The organism is Amycolatopsis sp. MJM2582 (assembly GCF_000754115.1).
GTDB classification, from domain to species: domain Bacteria; phylum Actinomycetota; class Actinomycetes; order Mycobacteriales; family Pseudonocardiaceae; genus Amycolatopsis; species Amycolatopsis japonica.
The window spans coordinates 251,542-275,883 of sequence record NZ_JPLW01000007.1; the positions used below are offsets into that span (position 1 = coordinate 251,542).

At 69.8% G+C, this 24,342-nt stretch carries 22 protein-coding genes and 1 pseudogene; 11 read left to right on the plus strand and 12 right to left on the minus strand.

Annotated features, from left to right (window positions below):
- Positions 1 to 100: 100 nt before the first annotated feature.
- Complete coding sequence (locus ED92_RS35770; RefSeq protein ID WP_037346315.1) at positions 101 to 1,033, plus strand: daunorubicin resistance protein DrrA family ABC transporter ATP-binding protein; 933 nt, start codon at positions 101 to 103, stop codon at positions 1,031 to 1,033.
- A complete protein-coding gene (locus ED92_RS35775) occupies positions 1,030 to 1,773 on the plus strand; it encodes an ABC transporter permease (RefSeq protein ID WP_037346317.1) in 744 nt (247 codons plus the stop codon). Before ED92_RS35770 ends, ED92_RS35775 begins: the two co-directional genes overlap by 4 nt.
- Here ED92_RS35775 and ED92_RS35780 read toward each other — a convergent pair.
- From ED92_RS35780 to ED92_RS35790, 3 genes are all read right to left on the minus strand, one after another.
- On the minus strand, positions 1,757 to 4,882 hold the full coding sequence (locus tag ED92_RS35780) for a BTAD domain-containing putative transcriptional regulator (protein WP_037346320.1): 3,126 nt from the start codon (positions 4,880 to 4,882) through the stop codon (positions 1,757 to 1,759). The two genes, ED92_RS35775 and ED92_RS35780, sit on opposite strands and share 17 nt — an antisense overlap.
- Before the next feature lie 32 nt (positions 4,883 to 4,914).
- Positions 4,915 to 5,466, minus strand: a complete 552-nt coding sequence (locus ED92_RS35785) for a YbhB/YbcL family Raf kinase inhibitor-like protein (protein ID WP_037346323.1) — start codon at positions 5,464 to 5,466, stop codon at positions 4,915 to 4,917.
- A 235-nt stretch (positions 5,467 to 5,701) separates the two neighbouring features.
- A complete protein-coding gene (locus ED92_RS35790) occupies positions 5,702 to 6,487 on the minus strand; it encodes an NBR1-Ig-like domain-containing protein (protein WP_235213460.1) in 786 nt (261 codons plus the stop codon).
- A gap of 231 nt (positions 6,488 to 6,718) precedes the next feature.
- Here ED92_RS35790 and ED92_RS35795 point away from each other — a divergent pair, with 231 nt between their 5' ends.
- A complete protein-coding gene (locus tag ED92_RS35795) occupies positions 6,719 to 7,537 on the plus strand; it encodes a peptidoglycan-binding protein (RefSeq protein WP_037346325.1) in 819 nt (272 codons plus the stop codon).
- 47 nt (positions 7,538 to 7,584) lie between these two features.
- On the opposite strand, the gene ED92_RS35800 is transcribed toward ED92_RS35795, so the two are convergent.
- On the minus strand, positions 7,585 to 8,259 hold the full coding sequence (locus tag ED92_RS35800) for a helix-turn-helix domain-containing protein (protein ID WP_037346328.1): 675 nt from the start codon (positions 8,257 to 8,259) through the stop codon (positions 7,585 to 7,587).
- Between the two features lie 121 nt (positions 8,260 to 8,380).
- On the opposite strand from ED92_RS35800, the gene ED92_RS35805 reads away from it, so the two are divergent.
- Positions 8,381 to 9,196 carry an oxidoreductase gene (locus ED92_RS35805; RefSeq protein ID WP_037346329.1) on the plus strand — a complete coding sequence of 272 codons (816 nt, stop codon included), beginning with the start codon at positions 8,381 to 8,383 and terminating at the stop codon, positions 9,194 to 9,196.
- 1 nt (position 9,197) lies between these two features.
- Here ED92_RS35805 and ED92_RS35810 read toward each other — a convergent pair whose 3' ends face one another.
- Positions 9,198 to 9,440: a hypothetical protein gene (locus ED92_RS35810; protein ID WP_235213461.1), complete on the minus strand. Its 243-nt coding sequence runs from the start codon at positions 9,438 to 9,440 to the stop codon at positions 9,198 to 9,200.
- 41 nt (positions 9,441 to 9,481) lie between these two features.
- Positions 9,482 to 10,099 carry a TetR/AcrR family transcriptional regulator gene (locus ED92_RS35815; protein ID WP_037346332.1) on the minus strand — a complete coding sequence of 206 codons (618 nt, stop codon included), beginning with the start codon at positions 10,097 to 10,099 and terminating at the stop codon, positions 9,482 to 9,484.
- Positions 10,100 to 10,166: 67 nt separating this feature from the next.
- Between ED92_RS35815 and ED92_RS35820 the strand changes: the two genes are divergently transcribed.
- The 4 genes from ED92_RS35820 (at position 10,167) to ED92_RS35835 (ending at position 13,045) form a co-directional block, all read left to right on the plus strand.
- Complete coding sequence (locus ED92_RS35820; protein ID WP_037346334.1) at positions 10,167 to 10,796, plus strand: MSMEG_1061 family FMN-dependent PPOX-type flavoprotein; 630 nt, start codon at positions 10,167 to 10,169, stop codon at positions 10,794 to 10,796.
- Positions 10,797 to 10,800: 4 nt separating this feature from the next.
- Positions 10,801 to 11,697, plus strand: coding sequence for a PDR/VanB family oxidoreductase (locus ED92_RS35825; RefSeq protein WP_200882793.1), 897 nt, complete (start codon positions 10,801 to 10,803; stop codon positions 11,695 to 11,697).
- A 10-nt stretch (positions 11,698 to 11,707) separates the two neighbouring features.
- Positions 11,708 to 12,664, plus strand: coding sequence for an alpha/beta hydrolase (locus ED92_RS35830; RefSeq protein WP_037346335.1), 957 nt, complete (start codon positions 11,708 to 11,710; stop codon positions 12,662 to 12,664).
- An 84-nt stretch (positions 12,665 to 12,748) separates the two neighbouring features.
- Positions 12,749 to 13,045 (plus strand): DUF1540 domain-containing protein, encoded by a 297-nt coding sequence (locus tag ED92_RS35835; RefSeq protein ID WP_016331847.1) that lies wholly within the window; start codon positions 12,749 to 12,751, stop codon positions 13,043 to 13,045.
- An 81-nt stretch (positions 13,046 to 13,126) separates the two neighbouring features.
- Here ED92_RS35835 and ED92_RS35840 read toward each other — a convergent pair whose 3' ends face one another.
- From ED92_RS35840 to ED92_RS35855, 4 genes are all read right to left on the minus strand, one after another.
- Positions 13,127 to 13,795, minus strand: a complete 669-nt coding sequence (locus tag ED92_RS35840; RefSeq protein ID WP_037346336.1) for a hypothetical protein — start codon at positions 13,793 to 13,795, stop codon at positions 13,127 to 13,129.
- Positions 13,796 to 13,946: 151 nt separating this feature from the next.
- Complete coding sequence (locus ED92_RS35845) at positions 13,947 to 16,127, minus strand: RICIN domain-containing protein (protein WP_037346338.1); 2,181 nt, start codon at positions 16,125 to 16,127, stop codon at positions 13,947 to 13,949.
- Between the two features lie 160 nt (positions 16,128 to 16,287).
- Positions 16,288 to 17,166 carry an AraC family transcriptional regulator gene (locus tag ED92_RS35850; RefSeq protein WP_037346341.1) on the minus strand — a complete coding sequence of 293 codons (879 nt, stop codon included), beginning with the start codon at positions 17,164 to 17,166 and terminating at the stop codon, positions 16,288 to 16,290.
- An 18-nt stretch (positions 17,167 to 17,184) separates the two neighbouring features.
- Entirely contained in the window at positions 17,185 to 18,999 is a 1,815-nt protein-coding gene (locus tag ED92_RS35855; RefSeq protein WP_037346343.1) for a glycoside hydrolase family 15 protein, read from the minus strand.
- A 138-nt stretch (positions 19,000 to 19,137) separates the two neighbouring features.
- Here ED92_RS35855 and ED92_RS35860 point away from each other — a divergent pair, with 138 nt between their 5' ends.
- Positions 19,138 to 20,445, plus strand: coding sequence for an MFS transporter (locus tag ED92_RS35860; RefSeq protein WP_037346345.1), 1,308 nt, complete (start codon positions 19,138 to 19,140; stop codon positions 20,443 to 20,445).
- A gap of 87 nt (positions 20,446 to 20,532) precedes the next feature.
- Here the strand turns inward: ED92_RS35860 and ED92_RS43850 are convergent.
- Positions 20,533 to 20,949, minus strand: a pseudogene (locus tag ED92_RS43850) (potassium channel family protein); the annotation flags it as partial.
- 9 nt (positions 20,950 to 20,958) lie between these two features.
- On the minus strand, positions 20,959 to 23,601 hold the full coding sequence (locus ED92_RS35870) for a LuxR C-terminal-related transcriptional regulator (protein ID WP_152611109.1): 2,643 nt from the start codon (positions 23,599 to 23,601) through the stop codon (positions 20,959 to 20,961).
- Between the two features lie 124 nt (positions 23,602 to 23,725).
- On the opposite strand from ED92_RS35870, the gene ED92_RS35875 reads away from it, so the two are divergent.
- Positions 23,726 to 24,070: a hypothetical protein gene (locus ED92_RS35875; protein ID WP_052121089.1), complete on the plus strand. Its 345-nt coding sequence runs from the start codon at positions 23,726 to 23,728 to the stop codon at positions 24,068 to 24,070.
- A complete protein-coding gene (locus tag ED92_RS35880; RefSeq protein WP_235213462.1) occupies positions 24,067 to 24,321 on the plus strand; it encodes a hypothetical protein in 255 nt (84 codons plus the stop codon). Before ED92_RS35875 ends, ED92_RS35880 begins: the two co-directional genes overlap by 4 nt.
- Positions 24,322 to 24,342 lie beyond the last annotated feature (21 nt).

Genomic DNA, 24,342 nt, shown 5'->3' on the forward strand with positions numbered 1-24,342 from the left:
TCTCCCCGCGAGGCCTGACATCCGGCTGACACGGCGCTGACACCACCCGTGTCAGCGCCGTGGCGGGGCCGTGTCAGCGCGGCCTTCCAAAGTGGTGCCCATGAACGACACAGCGATCGCGGTCTCCGGACTGCGCAAGACCTTCGGCGACAAGGTCGTCCTCGACGGCATAGACCTCGAAGTCCGGGCGGGCACCATCTTCTCCCTGCTCGGCCCGAACGGGGCGGGTAAGACCACGACGGTGAACCTGCTGACCACCCTGATGAAGGCCGACGGCGGCACCGCGAAGGTCGCGGGCCACGACCTGGTGACCGAGGCCAAGGCGGTGCGTGCCGCGATCGGCGTCACAGGCCAGTTCGCGGCGGTCGACGAACTGCTGACCGGCCAGGAGAACCTCCAGCTGATGGTGGATCTGAGCCGCGGGAAAGCGGGCAAGAACGTCGTGTCCGAGCTGCTGGAACGCTTCGACCTGGTGGAATCGGCGCGCAAGCCGGCGTCGACCTACTCCGGCGGTATGCGCCGGAAGCTGGATCTGGCGATGACGCTCGTCGGCGATCCGCGGATCATCTTCCTCGACGAGCCCACCACGGGCCTGGACCCGCGCAGCCGTCGCACGATGTGGTCGATCATCCGCGAGCTGGTGGCGGGCGGCGTGACCGTCTTCCTCACCACCCAGTACCTCGAGGAAGCCGACCAGCTCGCCGACCGGATCGCGGTCCTCGACCAGGGCCGCCTGGTCGCACAGGGCACGCCCGCCGAGCTCAAGCGCCGGATGCCCGGCACGCACGTCCGGCTCCACTTCACCACCGTCGCCGAACTCGACGCGGCGGCGCGGATCTTCCCCGGCGCCACCCGCGACGACGAGGAACTCGACCTGCGGATCCCCAGCGACGCCGGGACGAAATCCCTGCGCTCGCTGCTCGACCGGCTCGACGAGTACTCGATCGCAGCCGAAGAGTTCTCCGTCCACACCCCTGATCTCGATGACGTTTTCCTCGCCCTGACCGGCCACGACACGGAGGCAGCCCGATGAACTCCCCCTCGACGGTGATGTTGCGCCGTAACTTCAAGCACCTCGTCCGCAATCCGACCTCGGTGTTCAACGCGATCCTGATGCCGGTGGTGATGATGCTGATGTTCGTCTACGTCTTCGGGGACGCGTTCAGCGTCGGCGTCGACTACATCGACTACGCGACACCGGGGTTGATGCTGCTGGCCGTCTGCTACGGCCTCGGCGCCACCGCGACCGCGGTGAACTCCGACATGACCAAGGGCATCATCAACCGGTTCAAGGTCATGGACGTCTCCCGCGGCGCCGTGCTGACCGGGCACGTCATCGCCAGCGTGCTGACCAACCTGGTCGCCATCGCGGCGCTCACCGGGGTGGCCTTCCTGCTCGGCTTCTCGCCGGCGGCCGGTTTCCTCGACTGGCTCGGCGTGGTCGGCATCGTCGTCCTGCTCGGTTTCGCGGCGGCCTGGCTCACGGTCGCGCTGGGACTGGCGGCGAAATCCCCGGAAACCGCGGGAATGGCCTCGGTTCCGCTGGTCATGCTGCCGTTCTTCAGCAGCGCGATCGTGCCCGCCGAGAAGATGGGACCGGGACTCCGGGAATTCGCGGAGTACCAGCCCTTCACGCCGATCATCGAGACCCTGCGCGGGCTTCTCAACGGGGCACCCGCCGCGGGCGACGTGCTCCCGGCCCTGGGCTGGTGCGCCGGGATCGCGCTCGCCGGATACCTGTGGGCGTCCTCGACGTTCAAGAAGCGAGCGTGACCTCGGCCAGCTGTTTCCAGTCCGCCGCAGCGCCTTCTCGCGCCGCCTCCGCGAACTTCGCTTCGCCGAGGCGGCGCAGCGCTGTCTCCTCGATGCGGGTCACGTCCGGCCGGGACCGGTCCGGCAGCCCGCGCAGTTCGTCGGCCGCCCCGAGCAGCCTGCCTGCCTGTTCGGGATCGTCCTGGCGCAGGGCCAGATCCGCGATCCCGACGAGCACGTGGGCGATCAAGGGCTGGTACTGCACTTCACGTGCCGCCTGATAGGCCGATTCCCGGTGTTCACGGGACCGGCCGAGATCGTCGGTGAAGTAGCCGCGAAGGTCGTGGGTGATGGCGCGGACGTGTCCCAATCCCGCTTCGTCGCCCATCACGGTCGTCGCGAAATCGAGCTGCTTCGCCGCTTCCTCGGTTTCGCCACGCCAGTGGAGGAGTTCCGCCTGCGAGAGGGCGAACATGCCCAGGGCACCCGGCCATGTGACCCGCTCGGCACGACGCTCCGCATCGGCCGCGGCGGCGGCGCTGGCCTCCTCGTCGCCCATCAGCCAGAACAGCTGTGCCTGCCGCGCCCGCAGCCGGATGAGGTCCTCGACGGAGCCGACCTCGGTCACCACCGTGACCGCCTGTTCGTAGTACTCGCACGCGGTGGCGAACTCGCCGCGCGTGGCGATCCGGTCCGCCAATTCGGTCAGGGCGAACGAGATCCCGAACCGTTCGCCGATGGCCCGGAACTCCGCGAGCGCCCCCTCGAGGTATTCGTCCGCCTCCCGGCCGGGATGGCCGAGCGAGACCCGCATCTTGCCGAGGTGCAGCCTGCCCAGCGCGCGGACCCAGGGGTTTTCGTCCGACAGCACCGGTTCCCACGCGGACAGCGCCTCGTCCCCGGCCAGCATGCGTTCCAGCGGGACGACGAGGCCCAGCAGCGGGTGCTTCTTCTCGGTGCGTGTGCTCAGCCGGTACGACTCGTGGATCCACTTCGCCGCGGTGTGTTCGTCGGCGAAACCGGAGCTCACGAAGAGCGAGACGAGCCCGTACACGACGGCCGCGATCTCTTCCGGTACCTCGCCCGGCGTTTTGACGGCCGTGCTGACCAGCTCCATGCCTTCCGTGCGGTGCCCGCTGAGCCACCAGTACCAGCCACAGGCCGCCGCGAGCCGCATCGCTTCCGGCGCTTCGCCCGCCGTGAGGGCGCCGCGCATCGCGGCGGTGATGTTGTCGTGCTCGGCGTTGAGCTTGGCGAGCCATTCCAGCTGCTCGGCCTGGCGGAGCATCGGCTCGGCGGCCTCGGCGAGGCCGGTGAAATACGCGAGATGCGCGTGGCGTGCCAGCAGCGTTCCGTCCGCCTCGGCGAGCCGTTGCGCGGCGTACTCCTTGATCGTGCCGAGCATCCGGTAGCGCGGGGCCTCGTCGCCCGCGGAGACCAGCAGCGATTTCTCGGTCAGCGCGGTGAGGAGTTCGAGGACCTCGTACTCCTCGACGGCCTCGCCGACGCAGACCCGCTCGGCCGCTTCCAGGCTCGCCCCACCCGAGAACACCGAGAGACGGCACAGGACCGTCCGTTCGGCGTCCGACAGCAGCTCCCAGCTCCAGTCGACCATGGCGCGCAACGTCCGGTGCCGGGGCAGCGCGGTCCGGCTGCCGCCGGTGAGCAGGCGGAACCGGTCGTCGAGCCGGTTCGCGAGCTGCTCGACGGACATCGTGCGCAGCCTGGCCGCGGCCAGTTCGATCGCCAGCGGCATCCCGTCCAGGATCCGGCACACACGCGCCATCGTGTCGAGAGTGCTCTTGTCGGCCACGAAATCCTTGCGCACCGCGCTCGCCCGGTCCCGCAGCAACCGGACGGCGGGGGAGGCTTCGATCTCGCCGGGGGCGGCGTGCCGGTCCGGGACGGCCAGCGGCACGACATGCCACAACGTCTCGCCGGTGATGCCGAGCGGCTCCCGGCTCGTCGCCAAAATCCGGAGACGACGGCATTCCCCGAGCACCCGATGGGCGAAGGCCGCGGCCGCCTCGATCACGTGCTCACAGTTGTCCAGGATCAGCAGGACTTCCCGGTCGCGGATCGCGGCGACGACCCGTTCGGCGGGTTCGGCGTTGGAAGAGTCGCCGAGCAGCGCGTCCCGCAGGCCCAGCGCCGCGAGCGTCGCCTGGGCGACGTCGTCATCCGGGCCGATGGCCGCGAGCTCCACCAGCCACGCGCCGTCCGGGAGGTCGCCGAGCACGGTGCGCGCGGTTTCCGTGGCCAGCCTGGTCTTCCCCGAACCGCCGGGCCCGATCAGGGTGGTGAGCCGGTGCTCGGCGACGAGCTCGCGGACCTTGGCGACGTCGTCGTCCTTGCCGACGAAGCTGGTCAGCTCGGCGCGCACGTTGGTCTTGCGGTTCTCCTCGCGCCGTCCCAGCTCGCCCCGCAGCAGCTGGACGTGCACCGCGGACAGTTCCGGCGAGGGATCGACGCCGAGCGCGTCGGCCAGTGCTTCCCTCGTGCGCTGGTAGACGAGTAGCGCTTCGGTGTCGCGGCCGGTCGCCGCGAGGGCCCGCAGCAACGCGGCGACGAGCCGCTCGCGCAGCGGGTGCGCGGCCACCAGATCGGTCAGCTCGGTGACCAGGTTCGCGCCGTGCCCGAGGTCGAGTTCCGCGTCGAACCGGTCCTCCAGCGCCGTCAGGCGAAGCCCTTCGAGTCGGGTGACCGCGGCGTCGAACGCGCCGCTGTCCTGCAGGCCGACGTCCTGCATGGCCGCCCCGCGCCACAGCCCGAGCGCCTCGCGCAGCCGCCTCGGCTCCTCGTCGCCGCGGGCCTGCTCGATGAGCCGCTCGAAGCGCACGGCGTCGACGTCTTCGGGCGCCACCTTCAGCCGGTAGCCGTCGGTCTGTCCCTCGACGACGCCGTCCGGGAGCACCTTCCTCAGCCGGGAAACCAAGCGCTGCAAGGCGTTCGTCGCGTCGGCCGGGGGCTGCTCGCCCCAGATCCAGTCGACGAGCGACGCTTTCGGGACCACCCGGCCCGGCTCGAGCGCGAGGGCGATCAACAGCCCGCGCAGCCGCGCGCCCGGCACGTCGGCGAGCCCGCCGTCGTCCGTGTGCACCTCGAAGGGCCCCAGCATCCCGATCCGCATTGGGCCGATTTTGCCACGGGTGACCAGGGGACTTACGACTCGCCGGTGATCCTCGCCGAACCGATCGAAGCCGCGGTGATCGCCCTGGCGGCGGCCTGGGTCGACGAACCGGAGTTCAGGCCGGTGAGCGACGCCCGGTCGAGGGCGTGCACGACGAATTCGTAGGTGTTCACGGTCGAGGGCGAGCACGGGCCCTGGTAGCCGTAGAGGCTGGCGCTGCCGCGGTAGTAGACCTGCCTGGAGCCGGCGGGCACCGGCGGCCGGTAGACGTGCTGGACGTTCTGGGGGAGCGAGGCCGTGGACGCCGGAATGTCGTAGATGACCCAGTGGATGAGGTTGGCGTTGTCGAGGTCGCGCATGACGATCGCGTAGCTCTTCGCCGCGGCGGGAGCGCCCGACCAGGCCAGCGGTGGCGACTCGTTCTTCTTGGCCGGATCGTTCCCGCCGCCGCTGGTGCACTCGTGCACCTTGGGTATGAGGCCGCCGTTGGCGAAAGCGGTGCTGGACAGCGTGAACGCGTTTTGCGCCGCCGACGCCGCGGGGGAAAGGCAGGCGGCGCCGAGGGCGAACAGGGCGCAGAACACGATTCTCGTTGCTCTCACTGGAGTCTCCCGAGGCCGTTTGTGGTTCTCGTGCGCGGAATTCAGCGTAGGGAGCCCGGAAAGCGGCGGCTAGCGCACTTTTCCGGCCGAACGAGGTGTTTTCCCCGGGCTCAGGCGCGTCTCATGTGTGATCAGAGGCGTAACTCGCGTGATTGCACGGCGAACTCACGTGATTGGGAGGCGAACACACCGGGAATTGGGGGGACGCGAAAACGGCTCAGACGCGCACGAGCACCGAGAAGTAGATCGGCCTGCTGGCCGGGAAGAGTTCCCGGTTCTCCTCGTCGACCATCTTCCAGAAGACCTTGCAGTCGGCGGGCGCGGTCGGCGGGGCGCTCACGGTGACCGTCACCTGCACGTTCCCCTGCGGGGCGGTGTCGTTGACCGGGATCCGGTCCGGGGTGCGGCAGGCGCCGGGCGCGACCGGGAGGTCGGTGCGGCGCAGATACCGCTTCCGCCATTCGACGGTGCCGGTGTTCTTGAGCTCCCACACCTTCACGAACTGGCTGCCCGGTTTGACCACGGTGTCGTCGGGGATGGTGACGTCGGCGACGAACTTGCTCGCGTCGCCGGGATGGGGCGGCACAGACGGCTCCTGCGCGTCCGGCAGCAGGACGACCACGACGGCGGCGATCGCGGCGACGGCGACGAGGGCGAGCGCCACCAGGAGGAGTTTGGACCGCGACCGCGGCGCGGGATCCGGTTCTCGGTCGGCGGAGAGCACGAGCTGGACACCCTGCCATCGGGCGTGCCATTCCTCTTCGTCACCGTCGCAGGCGCGGACGAACTCCCGGACCGTCTCCCACGGCTGCAACCGCTTGCCGGTGACGGTGAGGTGCAGGGTCGCGTGGGACACCGCGCCGGACTTCGCGGCCATCTTCCGGAAGGACGGCTCCCCGGCTCGCGTCCGGAGCTTCCGCAGTTCCTCCATGAACGCTTCGAGCTCCGGCGCCCGTTCTCCTGTTCGCGGTTCCGGCACGCTCCCCCTCGCGATCGTGTCCACCGTGACAACGTTTTTCGTCACTCTTCGCGGCTTGGTGACTATATCGCGAAGAGTGTCCGGATCGCCGCGCTGACCAGCGGAAGCGGCCCGCCTCGGGCGCTGTCAAACGCTGTCAACCTGCGGTTTTTGACGTCAGACGTTGTGTACAGGCGGTTCCGGGTGACACCGCTTCCGGGCCAGTGTCGGTCACGAGCTGCTCACGGGGAGCAGCCATCGAGTGAAGGAGCAGTCATGCGCAAGGTGGCAACCGCCGCGATGTTCGCCGCTCTGTCCGGGGCCACGCTGGGGATGACGGCGGCACAGCCCGCGGTGGCCGCACCCTCGGTCAACATGGAGGCCGTGGTCAAGGCGGCCATGTGGGATCCGTACAAGGCCGACCAGTCGATCACGCCGGGCTCCGGGGAGAGCGTCAAGGTGGTCGAGCAGGCGCTGGCCGCGAAGAACCTGCTCGACAAGAAGCAGGTCGACGGGCACTTCGGCACCTCGACGGTGACCGCGTACCAGAAGTACCAGAAGTCGCTCGGGCACAGCGGCCTCGCCGCGAGCGGTCTGCCGGGCAAGGGCTCGCTGACCGAGCTGGGCAAGGGCCGCTACACGGTGACCGCGCCGATCGGCGTCGGCTCGAAGACCAGCCTGGACGGCAAGACGGTCAACAAGCGCACGGCCGACATGATCGCGGCCGCGGAGAAGAAGGCCGGGGTCAAGTTCACCATCACGCAGGGCTCGTACAACGCCGGCGGGGTGGGCGCTTCGGGCGGTACGCACGACGGCGGCGGCGCGGTCGACATCTCGGTGAACAATCTCCCGAACAAGACCGCCGCGGTGAAGGCGCTGCGCGAGGTCGGGTTCGCCGCCTGGCACCGCACGCCGAGCCAGGGCGACTGGGTGGAGCACATCCACGGCATCGCGATCAGCGACACCGACATGTCGCCGCAGGCGCAGGCCCAGGCCGGTGACTACTTCAAGGGCCTGAACGGGCTGGCGAGCCACGCCAAGGACGACGGCCCCAAGGTGAAGAAGGTGACCTGGGAGGAATTCAAGCGTGGGTGACGCCACGGCGTTCCGGACGGGGCGGGCGGCTTCGGTCGCCCGCCCCGTCAGCGCGGGCCGGTCCGGCGCCAGTGTTCGGCCGCCTCACCCATGTCCTCGCGCAGATGCCGGAAGAACCGGCTGGTGGCGTCCAGCCGGGCGCCCGCCGGGCCGTCGAGCAGGACGGCGCCTCGCCGGGTGACCTCGGCCCATTGGGTCATCGCTTCGAGACTCGTCTGCCAGGCGCGGTAGCCGAAGTCGTCGTCGATGACGTATCGCTGCCGCCTGCCCTCACGCTCGCGAGTGATCAGGCCGCGTTGTTCGAGCCAGCCGACGGCCTTGGACACCGACGCGGGGCTGACCTCCAGCCTGGCCACCAGTTCGGTGGCGGTAGCGCCACCGGTATCCGCGGTGAACAGGCACGCCAGGACCCTGGCCATCATCGCCGGGACGCCGGTCGCGGCCATCGTCTCGGCGAATTCGGTTTCGAAGTCGCGCAGCGTTTCCGGGGGCTGCGGCTGGCCGGGCGGTGGGCCGGGTTTGCGGCGGCGCGCCCGCCATCGCGTCGCCTGCTGCGCCTGATCCGCCCGGTAACCGTGGGCGCCGCCGTTGCGCGCCACCTCACGGATCACGGTCGATTTGGGGCGGTCCATCCGGCGGGCGATTTCGGCGTACGTGAGCCCCGCCGACAGTCCCGACGCGATCTGCCCGCGTTCGTCGCGGGTCAAACGGTTTCCCGGCACCCGTCCTCCGGTGCATTCAGTTGCATGGTCATTGCATCGATTCTAGGTTCTGTGTTGCAGCAGCAGGAAAAACGAGCCTACGGTTTCTTTGTAAGCGAAGAAATCAGGAGGGGCACACGGAATGACGGCCAAGGTATGCCTGGTCACCGGAGCTTCGTCGGGGATCGGCCACGCCACCGCGCTGGAGCTCCTGCGCGCCGGGCACATCGTCTACGGCGCCGCGAGGCGTGTGGAGAAGATGGACGATCTCCGCGCGGCGGGCGGCCAGGTGCTCAAGATGGACGCTCGGAACGAGGACGATCTCCGCCGAGCGGTCGGCACCGTTCTCGACGAGCGGCAACGAATCGACGTCCTGGTCAACAACGCGGGGACCGTGCTGCACGGCGCCGTCGAGGACGTGCCGCTCGACAGCGCGCGCGACCAGCTCGAAGTGAATCTCCTCGCGCCCGCCAGGCTCGTTCAGCTCGTCCTGCCCGCCATGCGGGGCAGGCGATCCGGCACGATCGTCAACGTCTCGTCGATCGGCGGCGAGATCTCCTTGCCGTTCGGCGCTTGGTACTACGCGTCCAAGCATGCGCTCGAAGCTTTCTCCGACACGCTCCGGATGGAGGTCGAGCCCTTCGGCATCGACGTCGTCATCATCCAGCCGGGCATCATCAAAACCGAGTTCGAGGACCAGACTTCCGCGCAGCTGAGGGAGAACTCCGGCCACGGGGCTTATCGCGAGATGGCGGAAGCCATGGCGCGGCACGGGGAAACCGGGCTCAGCGACGGCTCCGACCCGTCCGTCGTCGTGGACGCCATCCGCAGCGCCATCGAGGCCGAGAAACCGGAGACGCGGTACGCCGTCGGTCACCTCGCCGAGCAGCTCCTGGAGCTCAACAGGACCTTGCCGGATCGCGAATTCGACCAGCTGGCCATGCGCGCGACGAAGTAGCTCAACCGCTCGGCTGTTTCTCGACGACCCTCCGGTGGCGGGTGCGCGCGACACCGATCCACAGCAGGACGGTGACGACGGCGCCCGGTGCCGCGGTCAGGTACACCGGCCACGCGCGGAAGCCGGACATCCACAGCATCGCGACCAGGCCGAAGGTGATCAATGTCCAGATCAGCGCGAGTGCGCCGCCTCGCCGCCGCCACCGGGCGGTGAGGCCGCGCACCCTGTCCCCAAGTCGGCTCACACCGGTGGATACCCGCTCATCGCCTGGTCAACCCCCGGAAATCAGGCCCGGAGGTAACCGGTGATCATCGCCACGAGCTCGTTCTCGAGCCGCGTGACGTCGATGGAGCCGGGCGAGGCGATGAGCTGGTGCACGGTCAGCTCCACGGTCGACGCGACGAGCCGGGCGGCGGTGTCCTTGTCCCGCACGCGGACTTCGGGGTGGCCGTGGAGCAGTTCCCGCAGATCGCCGATCATCTCCCATTCCAGCCGGGTGATGCGGTCCAGCAGTTCGCCGGAACGGGGCGCCTGCTCGATCATGATCTGCAGCAGCCGCGGATCGTCGAGATGGTTCTCGATCACCGTGTGCACGAAATCCCGGATGACGGTTTCGAGCGGCTCCGGTGATTCCTTGTACCGGCGCAGCGTCTCGGTGGCCCGGTCGCCGTCGAGGTGGCGGGTCAGCAACTCGGCCAGGATCGCGTCCTTGTTCGGGTAGTACTGATACAGCGAACCGATCGAGATCCGGGCCCGTTCGGCGATCCGGTTCGTCGTCCCGGCGGCGTACCCGAACTCGGCGAAAACGTGAGCAGCCGCGGTGAGGATGCGCTGCCTCGTGAGCTCGGCCCGGACCTGGCGAGGCTGTTTACGTGGTTGAAGCCGTCGTTGCTCCGACGTCATGACACTCCCGGTGAAGCGGCGTGAAAGCGAGTAGCGAGCGGGCTGAACAATTGCTCATAATTGTGCCATGACCAGCACTGATACGCGTCCGCGCAGGCTGTCGCCCGAAGAGGTCCGTGCCCGGCTGGGGGAGCCGGAGGCCATGATCAAGGCCAAGGTCCACGACCGGATCGACCGGCACGGCCACCGGTTCATCGCCCATGCCCCGTTCGTGGCGATGGCGACGTCGGACGCGACGGGCCTGCCCGACTGCTCGCCGCGCGGCGACTACCCCGGTTTCGTGAAGGTGCTCGACGAGCGCACCCTGGCGATCCCCGACCGGCCGGGCAACAAACTCGCCGACTCGTTCCGCAATCTCGCGGAGAACGACGGGATCGGCCTGATGTTCGTGGTCCCCGGCATGCGGGAGGTGTTCCGGGTCAACGGCCGCGCCTATCCCACCGACGAGCCGGACGTGCTCGCCAGGATGCGTACCGAAGGCAAACCGGCGGTTCTGGCGATCGTCGTCGACGTGGTGGAGACCTTCTTCCACTGCGGCCGCGCGCTGATCCGGTCCCGGCTCTGGGATCCCGCGAGTCAGGCGCTGGCGGACGAATTGCCGTCCGTCGGCGAGGTCGCCGCCGAGCAGATGGGTCCCGACGTCGATCCCGCGGTGCTGCAGACCATGCTCGAAACCGGCTACCGGCGGTTGTACTGAGGTGATCCCGTTGACGCAGAAGACCGTTCTCGACCGCGTGGAACCGGTCGCCGAGGATGTCGTCTCGCTCGTACTGCGCGGCGCCGAGGGTCCGTTGGCGGCCTGGGAGCCGGGCGCGCATGTCGATCTGTCCCTGCCGAATTGGCTGACCCGGCAGTACTCCCTGTGCGGGGACCCGGCGGATCGCGGCAGCTACCGGGTCGCCGTCCGCCACGACCGGCTGAGCCGGGGTGGTTCGGAATACGTCCACCTGTTCCTGCGCGCGGGCCGGACCCTCGATGTCTCGTTGCCCCGCAACAACTTTCCGTTGCTGCCCGCCCCGGAGTACCTGTTCATCGCGGGCGGGATCGGCATCACGCCCATCATGCCGATGCTCGCGGCGGCGGGTGACTCGGCCAGATTGGTGTACGTCGGCAGGTCCGAAGCGACCATGCCGTTCGCCGCCGAACTCAAGGCGGAGTACGGCGACAGGGTGCGCCTGCACACGGACGGCAGACCCGATTTCGCCGCGTTGGCGGCCGGACTCGGCCCGGACGCGCTGGTCTACTGCTGCGGCCCCGCGTCGATGCTCGACGCGGCCGAGGCGGCGTTCCCCGCGCACCGCCTGCACCTCGAACGGTTCCGGCCGGTGGCCAAGGAATTCGCGCCCGATGTGCCTTTCGAGGTGCATTGCGTTCGTTCGGGCCGGACGGTGCCGGTCGCCGCGGAGGAGTCCTTGCTGGACGCCTTGAACCACGCGGGGTTCCGGATCCCGTCCGGGTGCCGTGAAGGCGTTTGCGGGAGTTGCGAGATCCGCGTCGTCGGCGGGGAACCGGAGCACCGGGACGACATCGGGGCGCCGGACGGGCGGATGTACTGCTGTGTCTCGCGTGCGTCTTCGCGGCTGGACGTCGACCTCTAAGCTCACGCGGATGGTGGAACCCGCATACGATCCCGAACTCGCCGCCGTCCTGCCCGCGCTGAAGGGAAATGTGCCGGTCGGCATGACGGCGGATCAGCTGGAGCGGTACCGGGCGTTGCCGTTCCCGACGATCGAAGAACAGATCGGCGATCGCCCGGTCACCTGGACCGATCACACGATCCCCGGATACGGCGGCCCGGAGATCGTCGTTTCGGTCATCGCGCGCCGGGATCATCGCGGCGGCGGGCCGGGGATCTACCACGTGCACGGCGGCGGAATGGTGATGGGCGACCGGTTCGCGGCGGTGGGACCGCTCGTCGAATGGGCGATGAAGTACGACGCCGTCGCGGTCACCGTCGAATTCCGCCGCGCGCCCGAACATCCGGATCCGGTGCCGGTGGAGGACTGCTACGCCGGCCTGGAGTGGATGGCCGCGCACGCGGACGAATTGGGCTTCGACCCGGGCAAGCTGGTCATCTTCGGCGGCAGCGGCGGAGGTGGCCTCGCCGCCGGGGTCACGCTGCTGGCGCGCGACCGCGGCGGGCCGGCGCTGTGCGGCCAGCTGCTCCAGTGCCCGATGATCGACGACCGGAACGACACCGGGTCCGCGCGCCGGTACGACGGCGTCGGCGTCTGGGACCGGACCAGCAACCTGACGGCGTGGACGATGGTCCTCGGCGACCGGCGAGGCGGCCCCGACGTCTCGCCGTATGCCGCCCCGGCCCGCGCGACCGATCTCGGCGGACTGCCGCCGACGTTCATCGACGTCGCCGCCGCCGAGGTGTTCCGCGACGAGGCCGTGGCGTACGCGAGCGCGATCTGGGCGGCCGGGGGAGAGGCGGAATTGCACGTCTGGGGCGGCGCGTTCCACGGCTTTTACGATCTCGCACCGGAAACGGCTGTCGCCCGATCGTGTCTCGCCGCCCGCGATTCCTGGCTGGACCGGCTGCTCGCCGGACGTGAATGAATTTCCCCGAATTGCCGCCGCACCGGGCCGGTGTAACCCTGGTCATACCGAACGACACCACCACCACGAAGTACAGGAGTCGTTATGACCACCACCGAAATGCCCGCCGTCCACGAATGCACGGTCAGCGGATGTTCGTACAACCACGACGGCTGTCACGCTTTCGCCATCACGGTGGGCGGCGGCAACGGTTCGGCCGATTGCGGAACGTTCGTCCCGCTCAATACCAAGGGCGGACTCGATCGAGTGACCGCGCAGGTGGGCGCCTGCTCCCGGTCCGACTGCCGCCACAATTCCGCACTGGAATGCACCGCTTCGAGTGTCCGGGTGGGACCGGGCGAGGGTGACCATGCCGCCAACTGCCTGACCTACGCGCCTTAGTCACCATTTTGCGCGTGAAGGCCTCCTTCCCTCGGCTCAGCCGAGGGAAGGAGGCCTTCACGCGCTTGGCGGCACGGGCCGTCAGGCGCCGGGCTGGTCGCAGCTGGCGGCGTCGGTGCCCAGCACCGGGTCGGTCACCGGACGGCTCGTGATCGGGATGGTCTTCTGCGTGGTCAGCGCGCCGTCGCGAAGGGTGTAGACGGTGCGTGTGCCCGAATAGGTGAGCGGGTCGGCGCCGACGTCGTCGGCCTCGGCCGCGACGGTTTCGAAGGTGCGGCCGCCGCCGTCGAGCGGGGTGCACTGGTAACCCAGGTGGGCGGCGATGCCACCGCCTTCGGCGACCGACAGCGGCTTGTCGTCGTCGCCGACGACCTGGGCGAGGTTGCGGCCGTCGTAGTGCAGCGCGGTGAAGAACGTGGTGTTGGCGCCGACGGACTGGGTGACGATCAGTTCCGCGCGGCCGTCCCCGTTGAGGTCGGTGACGCGCGGGGCCGCCAGCGGCACGGAGCTGTCGGCGCCCAGGTGGATCGACGTGAAGGTGCCGTGCACGGTGGCCGAGATGACCTGGTCGTCGGGGCCGGTGAGCTGCGCGGTGACGGTCTCGATCTCCCCGTCGCCGTCGAGGTCGGCCACGGTGGTGACCGGGTCTGCGGAAGCCGGGCTCGCCAGCGCCGGGACGATGGCGGCCAGGCTCAGCGCCGCGACGACGCCGGTGATGGTGGTGGTGCGGATGATGCCGGTGTGCTTCATGGTGTTCTCCCTCCCACGCCCGGTGAACTTTTCACCGAAAGTGCTCTCATGAAGGGAGACGGTTGCGGATCATGGACGTGCAGTGAGAGTGTGATGTGCCACACAAACGCAACCCGGGCGGCCCGCCCCCGAAGGAGCGGGCCACGCGGGGTCAGCCGATGGCCCACGCTTGCAGCGCGGAGCCCGTGTCGGCCCGTTGCGTCACGGCCGCACCGTCCGAAGTGGACGCCGTGGTCAGCAGCAGGCCCGAGCGGACACTGGCGATCTTGTAGGTGCCGTTGGACTGTTTGGTCGCGTTCCAGCGCTGGTTGGCCCCGCCGGTGCACGTCCATTGGATGACGCGCGCGCCCGCGGTGGTGGCCCCGCCTTCGACGTCGGCGCACAGTTTCGAATGCGCGTTGGTCAGCGTGTAGGAACCGTCGGACTGCCGGGTGAACAGCCACTTCTGGTTGGCGCCCTGGTTCGGCGTCCAGGTGACCAGCGGGGTTCCGGCGGCGGTCGACGAGTCCGGGTCGTCGAGGTTCTTGCCGGACGCGGCCAGGGTGTGGACGCCGTCGAGGGTGCCCGCGCCGGCGTCGGTGAACCTCAGTGTCTGCTCGGCCGCGGTCCGGCCGCCGCCGACGGTGTTCCCGGTGGTGTCGGTCCAGGATCGCAGCGGGGTGGTCTCCGCCAGGCGTGAGGCCTTGCCGGACAGTCCGAGCACGAGGCCGCTGTACCGGTTCACCAGCCGGAAGGTTCCCTTGTCCACAGTGGACGGGATGACGAACCACTGCTGCCCGACCGTCGAAGCCGACGTCACGGTCGGTTTCGCGCCCCACGCCCGGCCAGCCTGCACGGCATCGACGCCGAGGAGCTGGCCCGTGGCTGCGTTGGCGATGCGATACGAGCCGTCGCCGTCGGAGGAGAACTGCCATGCTTCGCGGTCGGATCCGGTCGTGGCCGCGACCGACGTCGTCGCGGTTCCGGTGCCCTGCGCGAGAACCCGGCCGTCCCCGAGACCGATCCGGTACTTGCGCGAAGTGTCCACAGGGGACGGTGCGGGCGCCGACGACGTGATGGTCTGCGTGGTGTACTCGCCGCCCGCGTTGTTCGAGCAGGCCACCGCGCAGTACGACCGGAACTGCTTGCCGATGATGGTCGAGTTCGTCTTGTTCGCCGCGTCGACGAACCAGCGGTACCACGACTGGTTGGTGTAGCTCCCGGTGTCGCCGATGAGACGCCATTTCTGCGTCGTCAGGTCGTCGGTCACGTAATAGCGCTGGGGCACGACGCTGTCCACGGCCTCCGGAGCGCCGATGTAGAGCCCGAGATGCGCGTTGTAGGCGATGTTCATGATGAACAGGTCCGACTTCTTCGGCAGCTGTCCCGCGGCGATCTGCTGGGTGACGTTGCCGGTGTTGGCCGGGTCGTAGTCGTCCGCGACGGGTGTGTAGCCGGTGTCGCCCGCGGCGGACACGGGGACCATGTTGCTCTCGCGGCCGCCGACGCCCGGCTGGCTCCAGCCGCCGTCGAACCACTTCTGCCACGAGCCGGACGCCATCTTGGCCGAGATGGGCGAACGCGCGACGTGCGCCAGCCCGGTCATCGGGCCGCCCGCGCCGGCCTTCGGCACGATGCGCGAGCCGTAGTAGACGTAGAAGTAGCCGGAGGCGGTGTCGACGAACAGGCGCGGGTCGCCGTCGCCGTAGTCGAACGTCTGATGCGGGAACGCCACCGTGTCGCCGCGTTTCGTGCTGTACGGCGAAGTGATCGCGTGATCCTTGATGGTCCAGGTCTTGCCCTGGTCCTTCGAGACGGCCATGTCGATCGCGTCGTAGTGGGAGAACGAGTACGCGCCGAACGGCTCGGGGGTGAACTCGTTGTGGATCAGGCCGTACCAGTCGCCGGTGTCCGGATCGACCCAGGTGCCGACGAGGTCGCAGAAATTGCGCTGCGAATAACCCGACCCGGCGGGCGGATCGGTGGATTCCTTGCCGGTGGGGCTGTTGTTGCAGCGCCAGGTGGTGTCGTCGTTGCGGTCGGCGGGATTCGCCGGGTTCACCGCCGAACTGATCGGGTTCTTGGTGAAGCTGTCGAAATCGCGTCCGCTGTAGAAGTCCCATTCCCGCGGCTGGTCCGCGCCGTAGAGCGCGGCCGCCTGCTGGAAGTAGAACGTGCCGTCCTTGTCGACATAGGTACTCGCCGGGGTGTCGGTGGTCGGGCTGAACGACTTCTTGGCGTCGACCGTGATGGTGTACGTCGCGTCCGGCGGCGCGGCGTCGGACGACACCGGTACCACCGTGGTCGCCGCCACGGCCAAGGCCGCGGCGCCGAGAAGAGGCAGGGTCCGCATGACTCTCTCCCAAGGGTGACCCGCACCACAGTTGGCGGGGCGGTCGCCGATGTTATGAACGTTATTGCGCGTAAGTCAACGCTTTCAGTCAACTTCAAGCGTCGGCCATGCACTTATTGCGCGGAAAGTCCAAGCGGCCCGATGCGGAAGTCCAAGGCGGTCAGTCGGGTACCAACGGCGGGTCGTCGGCCGGGGGAACACGCGAACTCCAGCCGCCGGGGACGGCCTGGACGCGCGACTCGCGGAAGCGTGCCGGAGAGACACCGACCCGGCGGGTGAAGAGCCTGCTGAAGTAGGCGGCATCCTCGTAACCGATCGCCTGCGCCACCTCCTGCACCGGCATCCGTGTGGTGGCGAGGAGTTCCTTGGCGCGGTTAAGGCGGAGGGTCAGCAGGTGATCCTTCAGCCCGGTCTCGGTGCTCCGGCGCACGGCGGTGCGGAGTTCGGGCAGGGTCATGCCGCGGCGGGCCGCGATCTCGGCGACGCTGAGCGGCAGCAGGGCGTCCTGCGCCAGCGCCTCCAGCAGGGGGCCGTCGTCAGGGGTGCTGTCGGCGGCCCGCCGCAACGCCACCAGCAGATGATGCACGGCCGCCGAGGCGTCGACCTGGGCGAGCGGGCTGCCGCCGCGCGCGCAGCGCACGATCCGGCTCACGATGTCGCGCACGGCCTCGACGTCGCCCAGTGGCACCACCGGCGTCCCGGGCGTGACGTACCCGAGTTCGACATAGGCGTCCACGGCGCTGCCGTCGAAGTCGACGAAGCATTCTTCCCAGCCGTGCGCGGGGTCGGGCGCGTAGTGGTGCCCGACCCCGGGGACGAGCCACAGCAGCGCGGGCGCGACGACCTCCTGCCGTTCCCCGCCCGTCACGGCGAACCACCCGCGCCCCTTCGACACCACCACGGCCACGTAATGGTCGAGCACCCGCGGCCCGACGGCGGGCAGGACGCCGTGCTGCAGCCCGACCCCGAGGCACACCAGGCCCAGCCGTCGGTGCACGGCGGACGGTGTGAAGTACCGCATCCAGGTCCGGTAACCCATCCCCGCATCTTCGCGCAATCAGCCCAACGCGGCGTCGAGGGTGACCGCGGCGTCGATCAGCGCGAGATGGGTAAAGGCCTGCGGGAAGTTGCCGAGCTGTTCGCCGCTGGGCGCGATCTCCTCGGCGTAGAGGCCGACGTGGTTGGCGTAGGTCAGCATCTTCTCGAACGCCGCCCGCGCCTCGTCCAGCCTGCTCGCCCGGGTCAGCGCGTCGACGTAGGCGAAGCTGCACAAGGAGAAAGTGCCTTCCGTGCCCGCCAGGCCGTCCGGCGACGCGGCCGGGTCGTACCGGTGCACCAGGCTGTCGACGACCAGGTCCTTCCCGATCGCGTCGAGCGTCGAGAGCCAGAGCGGATCCCGCGAAGGGAGGAAACCGGTGCGCGGCATCCGCAGCAGCGACGCGTCCAGTTCGTCGCCGGTGTAGTGCTGGACGAACGCCTGTCTCGTCCGGTGCCAGCCCTGGTTCAGGATCTGGTCGTAGATGCTGTCGCGCTGCCACGTCCAGTCCTCGACCGGGGCGGGACGGCCGTGGGTGCTCGCCATCCGGAGGCCGCGGTCGAAGGCGACCCAGCTCATCAACCGGCCGTAGGTGAAGGACCGGCGGCCGCCCCTGGTCTCCCAGATACCCTCTTCCGGCTGGTCCCAGTGTTCGCCGAGCCAGTCGAGCGCCGCGCGGACCGCGGTCCACCCGCGATGGGGCAGTTCGAAACCCGCCCGGTCGGCGGCGTAGACGCTGTCCATCGCCTCGCCGTAGATGTCCAGTTGCAGCTGCCCGGCTGCGTCGTTGCCGACCCGGACCGGGCTCGACCCGCGATAGCCGGACCAGTGCGGGAGGTCCTCCTCGCGGAGATCCGTCGCGCCGTCGACGCGGTAGAGCACGGCCAACGGCCCGCCGTCCCCGGTGCCGCCTTCGCGGATCCGGTCGCCCAGCCAGCCGCCGAAGCGTGCGGCCTCTTCGGTGAAACCGAGCGCCAGCAACGCGGAGACCGAGAACGACGCGTCCCGCACCCAGGTGTAGCGGTAGTCCCAGTTCCGTTCCCCGCCGAGTTCCTCCGGCAGCCCGAGGGTCGGCGCGGCGACCAGTCCGCCGGTCGGCCGGTAGGTGAGCAGTTTCAGGGTGATCGCCGAGCGGGTCACGATCTCGCGCCAGCGGCCGCGGTAGGTGGAGCGGGCCAGCCACGAACGCCACCAGCCCACCGTGCCGTCGAACAGGGCGGTGAACTCGCGGAGCCGGATCTCCCGCGGCGGTTCCGCGGTGTCGGTCTCGAGGACGACGCCGCGGACCTGTCCCGCCGTGAGACTCAGCCGCAGATGCGCGTCGCCGCCTTCGAGCCGCGTCTCGGCCAGGTGCTCGTCGCCGGGTTCGCGGACCGGGTGCAACGTCAGCGACAGTTCGCTCGACACGAAGACGACGCCGTGCCCGAAGGGGATCGCCTCGTGCGGACGACGGCCGTAGTCGAACCGCGGCGCGACCTCCATCTCGAAGGTGATGCTGCCCCGGACGCAGCGGACGAGGCGCGCGATCCGGTGCCGGGCGGTCGCGGCGCCGTCACGCGGGGGCATGAAGTCGACCACCTCGCCGATCCCGTCCGCGCCGGAGAACCGGGTGATCAGGACCGCGGTGTCCGGGTGGTACATCTGCCTGCTCGTATGCGGCCCGCTCGGCCGGATCCGGAACCGGCCGCCGCGTTCGTCGTCGAGCAGCGCGCCGAAGACCGACGGCGCGTCGAAACGCGGACTGCAGAACCAGTCGATCGACCCGTCGGTGGTGACCAGTGCGGCGGTCTGCAGATCGCCGATCAGGCCGTGGTCGGCGATCGCGGTTTCGGGCATGGTGCCTCCTCGGGCATCGGGTGCGGTCGGCGATCACCGTCGTCCGGACGGGTGGGCGCCGCCTCATCCGCCCGGGGTGAGGTGGCCAGGTGGTGGCCACGACACCGTGGTCGGCACCCCGATCGGAAGGCCACGCCGATGCTCGTGCCGCCCTTGGCCCTCGCCCAGTTCGTCGCCAGTTACGCGGCGACGACGATGACCGTGGCCGTGAGCGTGCTCGCCGCGGACCTCGGCACCACGGTGCTCGGCGTCCAGACGGCGATCACGTTGTTCACCCTCACCATGGCGACGCTGATGGTGCCCGGCGGCAAACTGACCGACGTCCTGGGGCGCAAGCGGTGTTTCGTGTCCGGCCTCGGCGTCTACGGCGCGGGCGCGCTGCTCGCCTCGGTCGCGCACGGGCCGGTGGCGCTGGTGCTGGGGTATTCCCTGCTGCAGGGCATCGGGTCGGCGCTGATGATCCCGCCGATCTACATCCTGGTGACCGTCGCCAGTCCCGGCGTCGAGACGAGGGCCCGCCGGTTCGGCGTGATCTCCGGCGCCGGCGCGCTCGGCGCCGCCGCCGGTCCGCTCCTCGGCGGGCTGATCACGACGTGGCTGGGCTGGCGGTCCTCGTTCCTCCTCCAGGTGCTGCTCGTCGGCGTGATCGTCCTGCTCGCGCTGCGGATCGCGGAACCGATGGAAACCCCCGCCCGCGCCGCGTTCGACGTCGGCGGTGCGGTGCTTTCGGCGGCGGGCCTGTTCTTCGTCGTGGCCGGTGTGCTGCGCCCGGCTTGGTTCCTCATCGGACTCGGCGCCGCGATCCTGGTCGCCTTCCACCTCCACATCCGCGCGCGGGAACGGGGCGGCCGCGAACCGCTGGTGTCGCCCGCGCTCTTCCGCGACCGCGTCACCCGGCTCGGCCTGATCACCCAGCACGTGCAATGGCTGATCCTGCAGGGCTCGTTCTTCGTGATCGCCGTTTTCCTGCAACAGGCCCGTGGGTACGACGCGGTCGAAACCGGGCTGACGCTGACACCCGCCACGATCGGCATCCTCGCCGCTTCGGCGGCCGCGGGACGGATGGCCCGGCGGCACGCGCAACGCCGGCTGATCCGCGGTGGTTTCGTGCTCGCCATCGCCGGGCTGCTGCTCGTGCTCCTGCTGGTACGGGCGGATTCAGGGGTGGCGAGCGCCGTTCCGGGGCTGTTCCTGCTCGGTGCCGGGGTCGGGATCATGCTGACGGCGTCGGTGAACCTGGTCCAGTCGCGCAGCCCGGACGCGGCCCAGGGCGACATCTCGGGGGTCTCGCGCGGTGTGTCCAACCTGGGTTCTTCGGTGGGGACGGCGCTCGCGGGCTCCGTGCTGGCCGGCGCGGCCGGGCACGGCTTCGCCTGGGCACTCGCGACGATGACCGCGGCCGGGGTGATCGGCCTGATCGCCGCGCTGCTGCTGCCCGCGCGATAGGTCCACTGTGGACGAACGCCGATGCCGCACGGCGGTCACGATCACCCGCAGGGCGATGCTCAGCACCAGCAGGTTCGCCACCATCTGGATCATCACGAGGATCCGCGCCGTCGCCGAAACCGGCGCGATGTCGCCGAAACCGACCGTCGTGAACATGGTGACGGTGAAGTACAGGGCGTCGGTTCGCGTCAGCTCCGTGCCGAACGAGCCGGGCCGGTCCTGCCCGAGCACGTAGTAGACGTCGGCGAACAGGAGCAGGAACAGCGGCACGACCAAGGCGAGCGCCTGGATCCCTTGCAGGGCGGGGAACGGCGAGCGCAGGATCATCCGCACCTCGCCGACGACGACCAGCACCACGATCGCGAGGCCGGAGGCGAAGGCGGCCACGGTCCAGGGACGCAGCCCTTGGTCGACGGGAAGCAGGTAGTACAGGCACAGCAACGCGGTGACGGTGAGCAGCGGCCGCAGCACCGCGAGATGGACGAACCGCCAGCCGGCCGCCATGATCTCTCCTCACGACTCGGTGTCCAGCAGGCCGCGCCGGAGCGCGATCGCCACGGCGTCACGTCTGCTGCGGACGTCGAGTTTCGCGTAGATGCCGCGGACGTGGGTCTTGACGGTGTTCGGCGAAACCGTCAGATCCTGGGCGATCTCGTCGATCGAGCGCTGGGTCGGCAGCAGGCGCAGGACACTGCGTTCCCGTTCGGTCAGCGGCGCCGGCATCGGCGGAGTGCGCGACTCGCGGCGCCGGGCGAGCAGTTGGGAGGCGAACCGCTCACCGCTGCCGAGTTTGCCCAGCCGCGCGGTCAGGAACGCGATGACGTCGGAAGGGGCGAACACGAACGGGAACCGGACGTCGCCGGGTTCGGCGGCGCGCAGGGCGTCGTCCAGCGACCGCACGGCCCGTTCCGGCGCACCGGCCGCGAGCGCCGCCCGCACGCCGATCAGCGACGCCTCGATCCCCGACCACGGCAACAGCATCGGCGCGCCCTCCTCCGACAGCGAGCGCAGCACGGCACTCGCCGCGCCCTGCCTGCCGAGCCGCAGCTGGGTGCGGGCCCGCATCAGCAGCAGTTCGCCGGAACCGGCGATGATCGGCTGGGCCCAGCGGAAGGTCTCCCGTGCCTGATCGGCCGCGCCGAGCCGCAGCGCCGCCCGGTGTTCCAGCACCGCGCACCACGCCGCGTGTTCGGCCGAGAAACTCCGCCCGGTGCCGAGCCGGGTGCGGGCGCGGCGCATCCTGCGCAGTCCCGCATGCCAGCCGCCGAGCTCGAATTCCGCCGCGCCACGCAGGGTTTCGGCGATCAGGCCCAGATTCGCGGCCGCGCGGGCAGGCGCGTCACCGAGCATCCGGCCGATCTGTTTCGCGTGTTCGATGCATTCGGCGGCCTCGCCGCGGAGCAAGGAGCCGTAAGCGAGTTGCGCGGACACCTGGGCGCCTTCGAGCGAACGATGCGGGTCGTGCGCCGCGTGCCGGGCCTGCACCCGCCGGGCCAGCGCCTCCATTTCGCGGTAATCGCCGTCCGATCCGGCCAGTCCGCTCAGCGTGACAAGGCATTGCGTGGCCAGGAAATGGTGACGCGCGTTCCCGGCGGACTCGGCGACGCGAGCCAAAGCCGCCCGTGCGGAGGCGCGATCGCGGCGTGCGGTCAGCACACCCACCCGGTGCAGGGTCGCCAGCCCGCTGAGCCGGGTGTCCGCCGCCAGCCGCTCGTCGACCTGTTCCGCCGCGCGGACGGCCTGCGCGGGGCCGCGATCGACCTGGGCCAGCCGGGATCGCACCAGTTGCCGCAACACGGTCAGCTCCGCATCCGGTTCGGCGGGCCAGGCCGCGTCCGCGCAGCTCAGCTGCGACTCGGCCGACGTCGGTTCACCCCGTTCCAGATACAGCGCGGCCGAGACCAGCGCGAGCAGGGGAGAGGCCACGGCCCGCCGTTCGCCGAGGACGGCGAGCGCGAGCCGCAGGACGTTGTGCTCGCCGCCGAGGTACAGCGGCACCGCGTGGCGGCGCGAAAGTTCGCCGACGCGGGTGGTGTTCCCCGAACGGACGCTGTGCAGTAGCGCGGCGGCGGCTTGGTCGTGTTCGGCGAACCAGCGCGCCGCGGCCGCGTGCAGGGATCTCGTCCGGTCCGGATCCCGGCGCAGCAACTCGGCCCGGAGGTAGGTGCGCAGCAGGGGAGGGACCCGATGGCGCGGCGGGGTTCCGCCGGTGTGGACCACGCGCGCGGGTTCGCCGAGTTCGCGCAGCAGCGCCTCCGCGTCCGGCCGGTCCGTCAACGCGGCCGCCAGCCCCACCGGGACCTCGTCGCAGATGCTGATCGCGCGCAACAGATCCCGGTGGACGGCGGAGAGGGGAGCGAGCACCTCGTCGGTCAGGTAGTCGAGCACCGCCCGGTCCCGTCCGGCGAAGAAGTCGGCCAGATTTCCTTGACGTGCCGCCGAAGCGGCGGCGAGACGCAGTCCGGCGGGCCAGCCGCCCGTCCTGCTCACGAGCAGCCCCACCTGATGGGGCGGGATGCCCGGCCCGATCGCCGCGATGAGGGCGTCGGCCTCCTCCGGTGAGAAGCGCAACCGGTCCACGCCCACTTCGACGAGCCCTCCCGCGACCCGGGCGCGCACCAGCGGCAGCGGTGGCTCCAGACGGCTCGAGACCACCAGCCGCAGCCCCGACGGCTGATGCCGCAGGAGCGCACGTACTCCGCGCCAGGTGCCGGGATGAGTGATCTCCTGCGCGTCGTCGAGGACGAGCAGGACGGGTTCGTCCACCGTGTCCAGCGCGTCGGCGATCGTGGCCAGGAAGGCGGGATCCGTGCCGGGGGACTCCGGGACCGCCAGCGAGCGCAGGGGATTCCCCGCCGGGATCCGGTCGCAGCCGCACAGTGCTTCGAGGACCGCCGACCAGAAGAGCCGCTCGTCGTCGTCCTCCGCGTCGGCGGACACCCAGGCCACCACCCCGCGACGGCTGGCCGCCCATTCGGCGAGCAACACCGTCTTACCGAGACCCGCGGGTGCACCGACGAACACCAACGCGTGTTCTCCCGCTTCGTCGAGAGCGGCGAGCAAACGCGGCCGGGAAACGAGATCCGGGGGTGGATCGGGGATGGTCACCTTTGTCCTCGGAACCCGTCTTCGCGGCGGAATATGCTGATCCTGCATCATGCGCCAGCCTCCTTCGCGGTCAGTTTCACATCATCGGATCGGATACTGCCAGGCAATTCGGCGGTCTCACCCGCGCTGGGCGAGGAAAAGGGCGAGCGCACCCAGAATCGTGTGCCGCGTGATGGCCCGTGGAGATTGCCGGAGAAAAGGGAATGGCCGGAAACGGCCGACGTCGGTATTCGTCGCGACACAGTTCTTCTGGATCGGTCCCGCCGAGTTCGCGGTACTCGACCTCCTGGGGACCGGCCGGGTCGGACCCGAGACGGGGTTCTTCTCGCTCGCCGTCCTGCTCGCCGCCCTGACCTCGGTGACCTCGATCCGGCTCGCCGCGCGGGCCGGTCTCGACCTGTTCGCCCGAATGCTCTTCCTGCCGTGGCACACCTGGTCTTCGATCATGGCGGCGATCGACCTGGCGGTACTCGCCGCGGCCTGGTTCCTGGCCGGGCGGGGAAAGGGGAACCGATGAGCCCGTTGGCCGGAATGAATTACGTCTTCCGGGGCAGTGGCCGAATCCCCGAACAGGCGAACCGGGCGGTAGACGATTTCCGGGGAATGTTCGTCGTCCCGGTCGGCAGCGAGCTGATCGTCTTCGGCACGGTGACCGAGCAAAGAAGCGTTTCGCGCATTCTGTGCGCACTCGAAGCGCTCGGGATGCGCGTGGACTCCGTGCACCGGGTCCGGGAACTGCCGTCGCGGGTTTTCCCGATCGCGCGGTGAATCGGGAAAACCCGCGGCCGG

Bases quoted from the DNA above. Each gene is read 5' to 3' on its own strand.
- ED92_RS35770 (WP_037346315.1), top strand. From the start codon at position 101: ATGAACGACACAGCGATCGCGGTCTCCGGACTGCGCAAGACCTTCGGC.
- ED92_RS35775 (WP_037346317.1), top strand. From the start codon at position 1,030: ATGAACTCCCCCTCGACGGTGATGTTGCGCCGTAACTTCAAGCACCTC.
- ED92_RS35780 (WP_037346320.1), bottom strand. From the start codon at position 4,882: ATGCGGATCGGGATGCTGGGGCCCTTCGAGGTGCACACGGACGACGGC.
- ED92_RS35795 (WP_037346325.1), top strand. From the start codon at position 6,719: ATGCGCAAGGTGGCAACCGCCGCGATGTTCGCCGCTCTGTCCGGGGCC.
- ED92_RS35805 (WP_037346329.1), top strand. From the start codon at position 8,381: ATGACGGCCAAGGTATGCCTGGTCACCGGAGCTTCGTCGGGGATCGGC.
- ED92_RS35815 (WP_037346332.1), bottom strand. From the start codon at position 10,099: ATGACGTCGGAGCAACGACGGCTTCAACCACGTAAACAGCCTCGCCAG.
- ED92_RS35820 (WP_037346334.1), top strand. From the start codon at position 10,167: ATGACCAGCACTGATACGCGTCCGCGCAGGCTGTCGCCCGAAGAGGTC.
- ED92_RS35830 (WP_037346335.1), top strand. From the start codon at position 11,708: ATGGTGGAACCCGCATACGATCCCGAACTCGCCGCCGTCCTGCCCGCG.
- ED92_RS35835 (WP_016331847.1), top strand. From the start codon at position 12,749: ATGACCACCACCGAAATGCCCGCCGTCCACGAATGCACGGTCAGCGGA.
- ED92_RS35840 (WP_037346336.1), bottom strand. From the start codon at position 13,795: ATGAAGCACACCGGCATCATCCGCACCACCACCATCACCGGCGTCGTC.
- ED92_RS35845 (WP_037346338.1), bottom strand. From the start codon at position 16,127: ATGCGGACCCTGCCTCTTCTCGGCGCCGCGGCCTTGGCCGTGGCGGCG.
- ED92_RS35850 (WP_037346341.1), bottom strand. From the start codon at position 17,166: ATGGGTTACCGGACCTGGATGCGGTACTTCACACCGTCCGCCGTGCAC.
- ED92_RS35855 (WP_037346343.1), bottom strand. From the start codon at position 18,999: ATGCCCGAAACCGCGATCGCCGACCACGGCCTGATCGGCGATCTGCAG.
- ED92_RS35860 (WP_037346345.1), top strand. From the start codon at position 19,138: ATGCTCGTGCCGCCCTTGGCCCTCGCCCAGTTCGTCGCCAGTTACGCG.
- ED92_RS35870 (WP_152611109.1), bottom strand. From the start codon at position 23,601: ATGCAGGATCAGCATATTCCGCCGCGAAGACGGGTTCCGAGGACAAAG.
- ED92_RS35875 (WP_052121089.1), top strand. From the start codon at position 23,726: ATGGCCCGTGGAGATTGCCGGAGAAAAGGGAATGGCCGGAAACGGCCG.
- ED92_RS35880 (WP_235213462.1), top strand. From the start codon at position 24,067: ATGAGCCCGTTGGCCGGAATGAATTACGTCTTCCGGGGCAGTGGCCGA.